This is a genomic window from Afipia broomeae ATCC 49717 (assembly GCF_000314675.2).
In the GTDB taxonomy this organism is placed as follows: domain Bacteria; phylum Pseudomonadota; class Alphaproteobacteria; order Rhizobiales; family Xanthobacteraceae; genus Afipia; species Afipia broomeae.
This window is the reverse complement of sequence record NZ_KB375282.1, coordinates 420770-434594: the sequence shown is the minus strand read 5'-3', so window position 1 is coordinate 434594 and position 13825 is coordinate 420770. Positions and strand designations below refer to the sequence as shown.

The following is a 13825-nucleotide window of genomic DNA, read 5'->3' as shown; positions in this document are numbered from 1 at the left end:
ACCGAATTAGAGCTGCGACCAAATTAGAGGCAATCGTTCCGCAAGCTGCCGCGCCAAGCCTGGTCGCGATATGTGCACGCCAATCTCACCGAATGAGGCATCTGGCGGCGAGGTCCACGAACACCAGTTGATGCTGGTGACGACGATGTCATCGTCGCCCCACAGAAGAAATTTTGCATGGAAGCCTTCAGAGATTCGAAGCAGGCGAACACCGCGTTCGCGGACGTCGATCGTCATTCCAGCGGCGATCAGACCACTTACCAGCCCGGCGGTGCTTCCATAGATAACCACCGGCTCGGTGCGGGCGGTGGCCGCAGCAACCTCGGCTGGAATGATAGCATTGGCAAAGGCCGAGTTTCCGAACTTATCGCTCGCAACCAGGAAGCGGCTCGGCCGGCTGCCACTGGCCTCACGCAATATCGCCTCATGTGCTTGTCCCGCGATGACGCGAGCGCGATGATTTCCGGTGCTTTCAGGCCGCCGTCGCAGCGAACGCGCCAGAATATAGAGTTCGGTCCCGATCTCCGGCTTGAATCCCGGCCGAGCCACCATCGCGCCGAAGGCCTCGGCGATTTCCGCGATGAGGCGCGGATCTCTGAATTCGCACGACAGCTCGAACCGATCGAACGACGTGTACAGCCAATTACAGGATCCGACGACCGCGACGTATCCCTCGTCGCCATCGTCAGCAATAATCAGCTTGGAATGTGAGCCGGTCGACCGGAGGTGGATACGGACTCGCTCTCGAAGGAGTTCATCGGCGGCGACGAACTTCGATATCTCTGCGGCCTGCAGGAACGCTTTTTCATTCGGATTGTCTGGCGCCCCTGCCCCCCAGAACAGATCGATCTTGGCACCCCGACGGACCGCGTCGCGGATTTCGTCGATCCATCTGGTGAAGCCTCCAAGCCGCAGGAATGTAGAGTGAAGGAATATCCGCCGCCTCGCTCTTCCAAAAATCCGCTTGAGCCGTTCACGATGCGCGTCACCTCCAAAAATGAGGTCATCCGCTTCAAACGCAACCGTGATTGGATCAGGCAGAACCTTTTCGGGTTCTTCCAGGATATGGGATGCAACAACAACCGGCCTCACACGGTCTGCTGATGCCGCAACGCGGGCGATTTCCTGCTTGAGAGACTCAGGCGCACGATCGGGCAAGTTCCGCATCGATGCGCCGTCCACCACAATGAGCATGAACTCGTTTTGTCGCTCGACGAATGTGTCGCCGTCAAAGAACAGCAGCTTCTCGTCTTCACGGAGGACCTTTTGGATGCGCGCAAAATTTTCCTGAGGGGTTGTTTTAGGAAGCGCACCACGCACCTCGACATCCCGGACGTCGATCCCCTTTTGCCGTAGCGATAGGATAACGCCGGCGCGTTTGCCCGCAACGTCTCGTCTCGAAAATACGGTGCCAGTGATCGTATCGTAAACGAACGAGACGTTTCGCGTGACCCGCTGCTTATCCGTTGGAATCTCTGATCCGCCCGCGACCACGGCGGCACCAAACGCCGTCGTCTGAAATGCCGGAAAGCCGTCGATCAAGATAGCCTCAAGTAGCCTAAACCTCATCATCCGGACGATGATCTCCAGGATGACGCGCCGCGGGATATCAAGATCATCGGCCAGACGGGTCGCCGACATTGCTTCGCGTGACAAAGACCACAGGACGAACTCGTCAAGTGCACTCCAGCCACGACCTTTTTCAATCACCGCTCGCGTTGAAACCCGGCGGATCGGTATAGCCACAACGACGCTCATCGGGCCCTCCGAAGCAATTCCGCGGGAGTGATGATCGTCGCGGCCGGCCCGCCCCGTTGGGCCTGTTGGTTGCGCAACGCCTCGATCGTTTCGAGAAACGTTACGACAAACGACAGTTCGTCTTTCGGATCCTTGGTTGCATGCCGGGAGCTTTCCCGTAGGAACTCCAGCGATCCTACGAGAACGAGTTGCTGACGGCCCCGACTTAACAGCACGTTCATACGGCGCCGATCGCGCAAGAAGCCGAGCGCCGGCACACCAGTTCTGGGATTGTTTCGAACCAGAGACACGAGGACCAAATCGGCCTCCGAACCTTGTGAAGCATCAACAGTCCCACAAATTCGGCCATTCTCGGCGAATCCCTTGAAGCGCAGGATATCGCCGCCTTTTGCTTTGAGCGCCTCAATCTGCCGCTCGATCCGATCGACCTGCGCCCGATAGGGCGCGAGAACGGCAAGCGAAGGCGCATCCTGATCGCCAGTTTGCGGAAGCAGACGCAGTCGCTCCAGCAAATCGACGATGACCCTCGCCTCTGATCCATTGCTCCATCGAGGCCTTCCCGTTTCGACCGGCGGAGCTTTCCCAGTCCGGCTCACATAGGGCATGTCGATGAAAACCAGAGGAGACGTTGGGAATCCTTCGCCAAATGTGAATGGCAAGGGTTGCGACGCTTCCTTCGTTCGGCGATCCGAAGTCTTCAACCGTCCCTTATAGAAGCAGAGCGAAATCAACTCCGCGATCTGCGGGTCCATACGATGCTGGACCAGCAATTCGCTTGAGACTGACCGCCGCGTTCCAGCGACCACGCTTCTGCGTTTTTCATCTTCTTCGACGAGAACACGGAATGGTTCAAATGCCCGCAACGCGGAGCGCGAAACCTGGGCGAGCGTGTCGTCGTCCTCGGCGGCCTTGCGAAGTTCCTCAAGCCCCGATTCAAAGAACGTCGGGCCAATCATCTCATCCGAACTGACCAACGCATTCCGCAGCGCTGTCTGATCTGAGAGGATCGAGGTCATGCGTTCGGTGTCGAACGGTGGAAGCTGATTGTGATCTCCGATAAATAGACGCCGCCCCGACAATGAGAGTGGAGCAATCAGGTCGGGTCCAGTCGCCTTGGCGGCCTCCTCGATAATGACCCAGTCGAATTGGGCGGATTCGTCGATCAGCCGCTCGATGTCCGCCGATGCGCTGGTTGAAAACACCAAGTTGGCCGATCCGAGGACCAATGCGGTCAACGCTCGCATTCCTTCGGCATCCCGCGCATCGCGCCGTTGGACCGTACCGAACCCGTCTTGCGCAAACGCCTTCTCAAGATCTGCAATTCCGGACTGCACGCCGAGCGGTGCTTCTGCGAAGCGATCTGAGGCGCAGACGCGTCTCAAATAGTCTTGTGCCGTACGCCGGACGTCCGCCTCGGTGGATACGGCATCGTCACGTCCCGGCGAGCGGACGATAATGACATCATCTGCGTTTCCACTGAGCGCGCGTCGCGTCGCCTTTAAGATATGGTCGAGGGCTTGATGACTTTGCGTTGATACAAGGACGCGAGCGGCGGGGTCGACTGACACCTTTCGGCGCAGCACTTCGCTGACAAGTTTCGTCTTGCCGACACCGGGCGGGCCAACGACGAAGTAGCTCGGCTCGAGCGTCCATAAGTCCTCAAGAACACCCTGCTTTGCTTCGTCCAGGTCCTCGTAGAACTCATCTTTGGCAAGAGGCGTGTCAGTACGGCGGCTGTTGCGCCTCGGATCGGAGAACAGCGTCACGAGATCGCGCTGCTCTACAAGTGCGCGCGTGGTTCTGAGCCGCCGTCGGATCAGGCTTTCGGTGCCGTGATCGCCATATTTTCGCAGAAACAGGCCGTCGTCTTCCGCGGGCAGCTCGAAAGCCGAGAATTCGTAGACGGTGCGTCCGGACTGGTCCTTTTCAACGGACTCAAACCTCAGGCTGACATCGCCTGCGTCCCGTCCGCCCAAGCCACCCGAACTGCTCAAACGCCACTCGACGTCGATTCCCTGGTCGTCCTTCTCGAACAACCGGTCCAGCACGTCGGCCGTGTTGCGCTCTCCGACGCTCCGAGCGACATCGTCTCTGGGTGATTCGCGCGGCGCGATCTGAAGGATGACACGTCCTCGTTCGGAACGCGTACCCACGATCGCAACGGGGAGAATTTCGAGGGCGTGCAACAACGCCTCGACAACCTGAATTAGCAGGACCGCGTGCCTGAGCGTGCGGGTCTCTGGGTCTTCTTCGTGAGACTTCTCTTTGACGAGAGAGAGCGTCCACTCCAGCGCTCCAGCCCCCAGCTCGGTCAATCTACGTGTCGCTTCCTTGTTGTTCGAGACCAGTTCGACCGGGTGCCGGATCGGCTGAATCTCGCTGTTGCCAAATGCGCGGCCCGGCTCGCGGGCAATGATCGACGTGACGGTCGCAACTTGCCAAGTACTGGCACCTGAATCCGAGAACCGGCGAAGCTGATAGGATGTTGTATCGGTTATAAGAAAGAGACGCTCTGGATTGTCATCACCGGCAGGGGCGACAATTCTGGCGCCACTCGACAGGTCGCTTTCGACGAACGACTGTTGAGCCTGAATATCATCGAAGGCTACGCTCTCCTCGCTCAGCGTATAAATTGTCTCGGCCATCTTGTCGTTTGGACGAAACAGGAGAAGAAGGCGGGATTCGCGTGTTTCACGGTGACCGCCCAGCTCCCGCGTGAGAACCTGGATTGACCGGATGACCGATTTTGCCTCCACGACCTCTTCACGTGCGGGATCGATCATCCGGCGCAGAAGATCGATTTCACCATCCGTCAATTCGATTGGGTTGTCCGTGTCGATATAGGGATCGGCTCTGCGCAATCCGCCCGGATCAATACCAATGAAGGATGCGAAGAGCGAGGCAATAGCCTTCCAATCATGAGCATAGGAATAAGTGAGCTGTCGGATCTTGGTACGGACCTGTTGCAGCGGAGGGTGAACAGTCCGCGCTTCGCCCAATACCAAGCTCCATTCGAAGCCGCCCAGGCGGAAATCCGCCTCCTGCGCCCCCTCAGTAAAGACGGCATAGCTATCGATTCTGCCATGCAGAAGACCGTGCGAGTGCAGGATGCCCAATGCCTTCGCAAGCCGACCAAGGTTCTGCCAGAGGATGACACGGTTTGCAGGAACGGAAAGGTTGCGCATCCAGAACCGCTTCGGCGCTGTCCTCAGCTTCCCTTCGAGGGGCATCGATCCCGGCTCATGCACGATACAAAACGTGTCCGACGTCTCGATCATCGCAACGACGCCGGCGAATACTTCGTCGGCGCCCGGGTAGCTCATGATGCGATCGACCTGAAGCCGCTCGTGGCGCCAAAGGTCGCGAAGCTCCTCATCGGCGGCGGTTCCGGTCTTCGGCCAGAACTTCAGCAGTCGATCCTGCTTAGTCTTTCTGTCGACCGCTTCAATCAATCCAGGTCGAAGCGCTTCAGACTGCGGACCACGCAGATAGTCTTCCGGGAGCTCAAATAATTCTTCAAGAGAGGCTTGATTGTTCTTAAGTGCCATAAAACGCCTTCGAGAATCAGATTGTAATGATATACGAATGGCAAGTTACGTTGACTGGAAAACGCAGATTCTCCAGCATAAATCAATTGGTGCAGTACGATAACGACCTGTCGTTCGGCGAGCTTGAGTTGCTGGTCACGCTTCCTCACGCGCTCTTCACGAGCCTGGTAGGTGTTTTCTCCTTTTAATTGCCCGGCGTTAACGTCCGCTTTGGGTCAGAAGCTGACATTTTAGCTTGTTGATAAGCAAAGCACAGTTGAGACGAAAATTTATCGACCCTTCTGGCTAACACTGAGCGATCAGTGCCAGAGCAGGACGGTAATGGTAAACTGCAGCCGCAAGTGTCTTGCGAAAATCGCGTTGCCCCTGAGGGTTGAGGCTGGGCTGACTTGCACAGCCTCAACGCTGTTAAGCTGTTCTTCCGCTGCTAGCGCGCGAAGCCACCAAGGACACGTAGCGCGGTAAACATGGCGGAGTGTCGCCGGTCTTTCCACTCCTGATAGTCACTGTTTCTCGAATAAGGATAGACATTGCTGATAGAATCACCAGCCTCCTTCTTCATATGTCGAACAATCACGCCGGCAAATGCCCTTAGATCGACCACGTTCTCGGGTTTCAGGCGACATAGGTCTTCAAATGACCGTGCAGTAGCACGCCTTGCTTCATAAAACGTATTTTCAGCTTTCTTGATACCCGTGCGTTGCCGCGCAAGCTTGTGAGCAGGCCTTGCTTCATCAAGCGCTCGGCTGAATTTGGCCCACTGCTCATCATGTTCATGGCCATAAAGCGCATTCCAATCAGCCAGGCAGCGAACATAGACCGGCTTACCTTCTCTGATCCCTGCGGCAACCGCCGGTCGTGTATCCTTTAGGTCTGGATATTTTTCAGTCAGCTTGCTCAAAGCACGGCGTGCCTTGGCTTCCGCACGCAGGGCTCGTCGATAGCTTAATACAGCCTGAAGGACAGGACTACTTTCACGACGGTCCTGCGAGATTGCGAGGTCAGCCATGATTCTGGATGTCGTGCCAGGCGCAAGCACACGCAACACGTCTGAAGCCAACTCCTTCTCGATTTCCTCTGAAAATCCCTCCGAGTAACCGTCGACAAGCTTGGCTACGCCCGCTTTGGCGACAAGACCCGCTGCTGTGGTCGGTGCTGTTTGGGTCAGCTTTGTCGCGGCCAAATCCAGCCTGCATAGAGCTCCATAAGCCTTCTTAGAAAGCCTATTTCGTTCTAGTATGTTGCGCACGATACCATTCCGGCGTGCGTGTCGTTCGGCTTCCTTTACCTCGGCGGCAATGCGCACTGTCTTATCATCAATTAGCTTTATCTTTACTGCATTACCGATTGACGCTGCGACAAGCTTGTTCATGGAATCCTCCAACATCAAGTTTGCAAGGCCTGCCCGGAACGGGCGGCATCACCTTGATCTCAGCGCGGCACGTCAATTTGATGAGAGAAGAGGTCCGGCCTCAGTGACCTGCTTCGTGCTAATAACAGCGCGTGCCTTGAAGCGTCCACATTGCCGATCGAGAGGTGGGAGGGCATAGCACAGGCTTGGTGAGCAATGAGCTTCTGGACGATAATTGCACTTCGTGCAGTTGGTAGGGTAACGGCAAGCTTTTTACTGCTGGCCGCACCCGCAATGGCCGCCGAGTCTCCGGCCGAACTGATCTCCAGCTTTCGCCTCAAGCATAGCGAGACCCTTGTCGTGCGCGATGCAACGCTCGACCGCATTGCGCTGGAGCAGGTGCGAGCGATGGCGGCGAAGAATGATCTTAGTCACGAGGTGCTTGGCCCGTTCACCAAGCGGGTTGCACCGGCGCGAGCTGGGCGCGCCGCCGAGAACATTGCCTACGGTTACGAAAGTTTCGAGAAGACGCTCGGCCAGTGGATCGACTCTTCCGGGCACCGCAAGAATCTTCTGTTGCGAAATGCCTCCCGCGTTGGGATTGCGAGCGCTAAAGATGCAAGTGGCAAGCGTACCTATTGGGCCATGGTAATTGCCGGCGATTACGAACCGAAGCCGCGCAAGGGCAAGAAGGAAAAGGAGCCTCTGGTTGCCGTGAAACGAGAAGCGGCTCCCTCAGGTCGGCCCAAAGCCAGCGCCTGCCGCATTAAGGTGCTCAGCCTTTGCATTTGAGGTAAAATGCAAAACCGGAAGCGCAATAGGGTAACGGTGGTGCGCTGCTGCTTTGCCAATTGTCTGAGTCAAAAGCGGACATCTCGGCGTACTGATAAGTAAGCGTAGTTGAGACCGAAATTCTTCGCGTTCTGGCAAGCACCCAGTGCGATCGAACCCGTCTCTGGTCTAGGCTCTCTGAAAACGGGAATATTTTGTTAGACGGCCGGAGAATACTGGTTGATTACAGGTGCGCTGGCGGCAAAACCGTCTCTGTAGAGAGTGTCCTCGCGTGAAAAGCCCGCCATTCGCGGCCCTTTTTCACAACTAACAGAGAAATTCTCCAAATCACGCACTGGATGGCTGGGGCGGGAGGATTCGAACCTCCGCATGGGGGAATCAAAATCCCCTGCCTTACCACTTGGCGACGCCCCAATAGCGTTGAACGGTTCGCGGCAGGATCGGTCTTGCCGCCTCGCGCCGCTCATTGTCGGAAGGCGGCGGGCCGGCTTCCTTCCGGAAACCCTGAGCCGCACCGATTCACCGTGGCTGCGCAGGTCTTAGAGCATTTTCCGGCAAAGTGGAAACCCGCTTTTTTGGTGGGAAAATGCCGCCAGAAAAGGAAAAATCGCGCCGATTCCAGTGACCGGACCGGCCTCCGCCTCGCGCGGAGGTGTTGGGAACGGCGGAAGATCGAGGCAGACCTAGGCGTTCCAGCCGGTCATCAGGCCGCGTGGCATACCTGAGATACGCCTGCGCCGCAGTTGAGGGCCAGCCTTTTTCGTGGGAAGACAAAGGAGCGCCGGGCGGACCCGCACAAGAAACCGCAAGCGCGAGGAAAGAGACCGTCAAACAACAACATATGAGAGCAAGACTTGCGCACTCATCCGCCTCGGCCGAACGGCACGTTGCGGAAACGATTGCCGAGGCCAGCCGAACAGCGAGATCATGCCATGACCTACCGCGCGCCGATCAACGACATGCTCCTCTCCCTCAACCATGGCGCCGGCCTTTTGGCCGCCGTGGAAGCAGGACATTATAATGGCTACGATCCGGAGTTCTCCGCCGCGGTGATCGAGGAAGCCGGCAAGTTCGCCACCGACGTGCTCGAGCCGCTGAACCAGACCGGCGACCGCGAAGGCATCAAGCTCACCGACAAAGGTGTCGTCACCGCGACGGGCTGGCCGGATGCCTACAAGCGCTGGTGCGAAGGCGGCTGGAATGCGGTGTCCGGCTCGGAGGAATTCGGCGGACAGGGTCTGCCGCTGGCGGTGCATTCCGCCGTCAACGAAATCTGGAGCGCCTCGAACCTCGCGTTCGGCCTCTGCCCGCTGCTGACCTTGAGCGCGATCGACGCGCTCGATGCCCACGGCAGCAAGGAACTGAAAGATATCTATCTCGGCAAGCTGATCTCCGGCGAATGGCCCGGCACCATGCAGCTCACCGAGCCGCAGGCCGGCACCGATGTCGGCGCGCTGCGCACGCGCGCGGAAAAGCAGGCCGACGGCACCTATCGTCTGTTCGGCTCGAAAATCTTCATCACCTATGGCGACCACGACATGAGCGACAACATCGTTCATTTCATTCTGGCACGCCTGCCCGGCTCGCCTCCAGGCTCGAAGGGCATCACGCTGTTTCTGGCGCCGAAGTATCTCGTCAACGCCGACGGCTCGCTCGGCGCACGCAACGACATTTACGCCAGCGGCGTCGAGCACAAGCTCGGCATCCACGCTTCGCCGACCTGCACCATGACCATGGGCGACAAGGGCGGAGCGATCGCCTACCTTGTCGGCAAGGAAAACGGCGGCATGGCCGCAATGTTCACCATGATGAATCAGGCGCGCCTTGGCGTCGGCCTGCAGGGCGTCGGCATCGCGGACCGCGCCTATCAGCGCGCGCTCGCCTATGCGCTGGAGCGCAAGCAGGGCAAGGCGCTCGGCAGCCAGAACATCGGCTCCGATCCGATCATCATGTATCCCGACGTGAAGCGTAACCTGATGCTGATGCGCGGCATGACGGCGGCGGCACGCACCATCTGCTACGCGACGGCGGTCGCCATCGACGTGTCGCATCGCGCCTCCGATCCGAAGGTAAAGGCGAAGGCCGCGGCACGCGGTGCGTTGCTGACGCCGATGGCGAAGGCTTTCTCCACCGACATCGGCAACGAGGTCGCGGCCATCGGCGTGCAGGTGCACGGCGGCATGGGCTTCATGGAAGAAACCGGCGCCGCGCAGTATGTCCGCGATGCGCGCATTCTCACCATCTATGAAGGCACCAACGGCGTGCAGGCCAACGACCTGCTGATGCGCAAGCTGCAGATGTCCGGCGGCGAAGCGGTGTGGGATCTGCTCGGCGAGTTGTCAGCGATCGTCAAGAAGGTGGAAGCCTCCAACGATCCGGCCTTCGGCACCACCGGCGAAAAGCTGCGCGATGCGGTTGCGTCGGTGGAGCGCACCAGCAAGTGGCTTCTGGAAAAGATCGCAACCTCGCCGGCCGAAGCGCTCGCGGGCGCGACGCCGTATCTGCGCATGTTCTCGACCACGCTCGGCGGCTGCATGCTGGCGAACGAGGCGCTGGCCGCGCGCACCGACGAAGCCCTCCAGAATGACGCGCAGCGTTATGTCGCGCTGGCGCGTTTCTTCGCGGAGAACGTCACCGTGCAATCCGGCGCACTGGAGCGCACGATCATGGATGCGGCGACGGCAACCACCGGCGCGGACGTCGTGCTGGTCGCGTAGACGCCGGGAATTTCCAGCCGGACGCACACTGCCTACGATGTCGTCCCCGCGAAAGCGGGGACCCATAACCGTCAGCCTAACCGGCTCATAAGAACGCTGAAGCCCTCGCCAAAACGCGGACAAGGAGTATGGGTCCCCGCTTTCGCGGGGACGACGTTGCGCGTTGAGCAACCGTCTCGCATCGAGCGACCCGCATCACGCCAACGGCTTCAATCCCGCCTCGATCTCCCTGCGGCGGGCTTCGAGGAACGGCGGCAGCGCCAGTTTCTCCCCGAGCGTTTCCATCGGCTCATCAGTGGCGAAGCCCGGCCCGTCGGTCGCGATCTCGAACAGGATGCCGTTCGGTTCGCGGAAATAGAGACTGCGGAAATAGAAGCGATCGATCTCGCCGCTGGAGTGAACGCCGAACTCCGCGAGCCGCGCCGTCCAGGCGTGATACTGCTCGTCATTGGGCGTGCGGAACGCGACATGATGGACGCCGCCGGCGCCCTGACGCGCGGCGGGCAAATCCTTCTGCTCAAGCACATGAAGTTCCGCCGCCGGGCCGCCCTCGCCCATCCTATAAACATTGATGCGATGCTCACCGTCTGGTGAGGCGTAATCGCGGACGCGCGTCATGTTCATCACATCCACAAGCACGCGTTCGGTGCGTGCCAGATCCGGCACGTTCAGCACGATCGGGCCGAGGCCGCGGATCTGGTGTTCTGCCGGCACCGGACTTTTCTCCCATGGATGGGCTTCGCCGTGGCCGCCGTCGTCGACCAGCACCAGCCGCTGGCCTTCAGGGTCCTCAAGCGGCAGCGTCAGGCGGCCATCGACTTCGGTCACCTTGCCGACATGGACGCCGAGCTTGATCAGCCGGTCCTGCCAGAACCCCAGTGCTTTTTCGCCGTTGACCCGCAAGCCGGTGCGCGACACGCTGCGGGTGCCGCGGTGTTCCCGCGCCGCCGGCCAGTCGAAGAAGGTCAGGTCTGTTCCCGGGTTGGCCTTCCCGTCGGCATAAAACAAATGGTAGGCGCTGACATCGTCCTGATTGACGGTCTTTTTGACCAGCCGCATACCAAGCACACCGGTGTAAAACGCCAGGTTTCCCTTGGCATTCGCGGAAATCGCCGTCAGGTGATGGATGCCGGTGAGTTGCATGGCAGTATCCCTTTATAACGGAGGGGTGGAAATCGAATGGCCATTATTCCGTTTCTGGCCAATGATGTAGGATGAACCAACCGGCAGCGCCAGCCGCCCTCCATGTTGCAGTGCCTTCGCCATTTCAGGAAACGCCAATGATCGACCACGTAATTGTCACCGACGAAGACAACACGCGCATCATCACGATGCGCCGCCCGGACAAGAAGAACGCGCTGACGCAGGGCATGTACATCGCGATGGCCGACGCGATCAAATCCGCGCAGAACGATCCGGACATCCGCAGCATCGTGATCTCCGGCGGCTCCGGCGTCTTCACTGCGGGCAACGACCTCGAGGATTTCGCCAAGGCCAACACCGCGAACGACGACAGTTCTCGCCCGATGGCAGCGACCCAGTTTCTCAAGGCGCTCGCCTACAATGAGAAGCCGCTGATTGGCGCGGTCGACGGCATCGCGGTCGGTGTCGGCACCACCATGCTGTTTCATTGCGACTACGTTCTGGCCTCGACTACCGCGACGTTCTCGACGCCGTTCATTCACCTTGGTCTTGTTCCGGAAGCCGCCTCCAGCCTGCTGGCACCGCGCACCATGGGACATCATCGTGCGTTTTCGATGCTGGTGATGGGCCGCTCCGTGACCGCGGACGAAGCCCGCGAGGCCGGGTTCGTCAATGTGATTGTCGCTCCCGGACATACCGAAGTCGAGGCACGCAAGGTTGCGCGGGAAATCGGTTCGCTGCCGAAGGACGCGGTGGCGCTCACCCGCAAGCTGCTGAAGCCCGCGCGGGAGGATGTATTGCGCAGAATGGATGAAGAATCGCATCATTTCGGCGAACGGCTGAAATCGGACGAGGCGCGGAACGCGTTCAGCGCCTTCTTTGCGCGCAAGAAGAAAGCCTGATTAGATAGGCCATCGCCGACAACGGAAAGATCGATCCGTCCATGCCGACACTCTATTATCACCATGCTGCGGGCCTCAATCACGTCACGGCCCCCGGCCATCCAGAACGGCCGGATCGTCTGCGTGCGATCGAACAGGGACTGTCGGCGGAGCCCTTCACATCGCTGGTGCGGGTCGAAGCGCCGGAAGCCGATCTCGACGTCGTCGCGCTGTGCCACAGCAACGAGTACATTGACGAATTGCGGCACATTTCCCCAAAGGAAGGGATGATTTATCTCGACGGCGACACCACGATGTCGCCCGGCACATGGGAAGCGGCATTGCGCGCCACCGGTGGCGCTGTCGCTGCCGTCGATGCGGTGATGAAGAACAAGCGGACCAACGCTTTCGTCGGCACCCGTCCGCCGGGGCATCATGCCGAGACCTCGCGGCCGATGGGCTTCTGCTTCTTCGACAGCGCTGCGATCGCGGCGCGCTACGCGCAGCGCAAGTACGGCATCGCGCGCGCCTGCGTGGTCGACTTCGACGTGCATCACGGCAACGGCAGCCAGGAAATCTTCTGGTCCGATCCGAGCGTGATGTATGCATCGACCCATCAGATGCCGCTGTTTCCAGGCACCGGCGCCACGCAAGAACGCGGCGATCAGGACACCGTGGTCAACGCGCCGCTGCGTCCCGGCAATGGCAGCCGCGAATTCCGCGAAGCTTTTGACATTGCGATCCTGCCGCGGCTGGAAGCGTTCGCACCCGAACTGATCGTGATTTCGGCGGGCTTCGACGCGCACTGGCGCGATCCGCTCGGCAGTCTCGAACTGCGCGAGGAGGATTTCGCCTGGGTCACACGCAAGCTGATGGAGATCGCCGACAAGTCGGCCGAGGGGCGAATCGTCTCCGTGCTGGAAGGCGGCTACGACCTGCAAGGCTTGCGCGATTCGGTTGCCGTACACGTCGCCGCGCTGATGAACAACTAGCGCGAACAGCTTCCCTCGCTGCTGCAAATCGCGCTACATTGCCGCCATATTGCGCCCGCAAATCGTTCCTAGATTCAGCGGCGCTATCATCGATTGAGAACTCGGAAAACGACCATGGCCGACACTCCCCATGCGGACGTCAAGCAGCTCAGCTTCGAACGCGCGATCGAGGAATTGGAATCCATCGTCAAGCGCCTCGAGGACGGCAAGGTGCCGCTCGAGGAATCGGTTGCGATCTATGAGCGCGGCGAGAGTCTGAAGCGCCGCTGCGAAGAACTGCTGCGCCAGGCCGAAGCCCGTGTCGACAAGATCACCACCGACGCGTCAGGTCACGCTGTCGGCACCGAGCCGCTCGACGTTCAGTAAGTCGGTCAGAAGACCCCCGTACATACCCAGCCGTCGTCCCCGCGAAAGCGCGGATCCATGCTCCCTGTGGTCGGATTTTACTGACGATATCGAGCATCTGTTTTTGGGTCGCCAGCTCGGTGCTATAGGTCCCGCCTTCGCGGGGACGACATCGCAGATGTAACCACGTCAGCGCCAAATCAGCGGTTTTGCGCCCGGTTCCGGCACCGTCATGCCCAAAACGTGAGACCTATGGCCACCGCCCGGCGGATTGGCATGACTTTGGAATTGGTATAAG

9 protein-coding genes and 1 tRNA gene are annotated in these 13825 nt (G+C 59.5%); 5 read left to right on the top strand and 5 right to left on the bottom strand.

Annotation, left to right across the window (positions count from 1 at the left end):
* Nucleotides 1-6: 6 nt before the first annotated feature.
* The 3 genes from HMPREF9695_RS02085 to HMPREF9695_RS02075 form a co-directional block, all read right to left on the bottom strand.
* Nucleotides 7-1758 (bottom strand): phospholipase D-like domain-containing protein, encoded by a 1752-nt coding sequence (locus HMPREF9695_RS02085; RefSeq protein WP_006019119.1) that lies wholly within the window; start codon nt 1756-1758, stop codon nt 7-9.
* Nucleotides 1755-5306: a DEAD/DEAH box helicase gene (locus tag HMPREF9695_RS02080; protein ID WP_006019118.1), complete on the bottom strand. Its 3552-nt coding sequence runs from the start codon at nt 5304-5306 to the stop codon at nt 1755-1757. The genes HMPREF9695_RS02085 and HMPREF9695_RS02080 overlap by 4 nt, the downstream gene beginning before the upstream one ends.
* A 427-nt stretch (nt 5307-5733) precedes the next feature.
* Entirely contained in the window at nt 5734-6678 is a 945-nt protein-coding gene (locus HMPREF9695_RS02075) for a hypothetical protein (protein ID WP_006019116.1), read from the bottom strand.
* A gap of 195 nt (nt 6679-6873) precedes the next feature.
* Here HMPREF9695_RS02075 and HMPREF9695_RS02070 point away from each other — a divergent pair, with 195 nt between their 5' ends.
* Complete coding sequence (locus HMPREF9695_RS02070) at nt 6874-7449, top strand: CAP domain-containing protein (RefSeq protein WP_006019115.1); 576 nt, start codon at nt 6874-6876, stop codon at nt 7447-7449.
* Between the two features lie 339 nt (nt 7450-7788).
* Here the strand turns inward: HMPREF9695_RS02070 and HMPREF9695_RS02065 are convergent.
* A tRNA-Gln gene (locus HMPREF9695_RS02065) sits at nt 7789-7863 on the bottom strand.
* Between the two features lie 518 nt (nt 7864-8381).
* Here HMPREF9695_RS02065 and HMPREF9695_RS02060 point away from each other — a divergent pair.
* Nucleotides 8382-10166: an acyl-CoA dehydrogenase family protein gene (locus HMPREF9695_RS02060; protein ID WP_006019114.1), complete on the top strand. Its 1785-nt coding sequence runs from the start codon at nt 8382-8384 to the stop codon at nt 10164-10166.
* A gap of 195 nt (nt 10167-10361) precedes the next feature.
* On the opposite strand, the gene HMPREF9695_RS02055 is transcribed toward HMPREF9695_RS02060, so the two are convergent.
* A complete protein-coding gene (locus HMPREF9695_RS02055; RefSeq protein WP_006019113.1) occupies nt 10362-11309 on the bottom strand; it encodes a ring-cleaving dioxygenase in 948 nt (315 codons plus the stop codon).
* Nucleotides 11310-11446: 137 nt separating this feature from the next.
* Between HMPREF9695_RS02055 and HMPREF9695_RS02050 the strand changes: the two genes are divergently transcribed.
* The 3 genes from HMPREF9695_RS02050 to HMPREF9695_RS02040 all read left to right on the top strand — a co-directional run bounded on the left by HMPREF9695_RS02050 (nt 11447) and on the right by HMPREF9695_RS02040 (nt 13548).
* Nucleotides 11447-12211, top strand: a complete 765-nt coding sequence (locus HMPREF9695_RS02050) for a crotonase/enoyl-CoA hydratase family protein (protein WP_006019111.1) — start codon at nt 11447-11449, stop codon at nt 12209-12211.
* Nucleotides 12212-12252: 41 nt separating this feature from the next.
* Nucleotides 12253-13182, top strand: coding sequence for a histone deacetylase family protein (locus HMPREF9695_RS02045; protein WP_006019110.1), 930 nt, complete (start codon nt 12253-12255; stop codon nt 13180-13182).
* A 114-nt stretch (nt 13183-13296) separates the two neighbouring features.
* Entirely contained in the window at nt 13297-13548 is a 252-nt protein-coding gene (locus tag HMPREF9695_RS02040) for an exodeoxyribonuclease VII small subunit (protein WP_006019109.1), read from the top strand.
* Nucleotides 13549-13825: the final 277 nt, after the last annotated feature.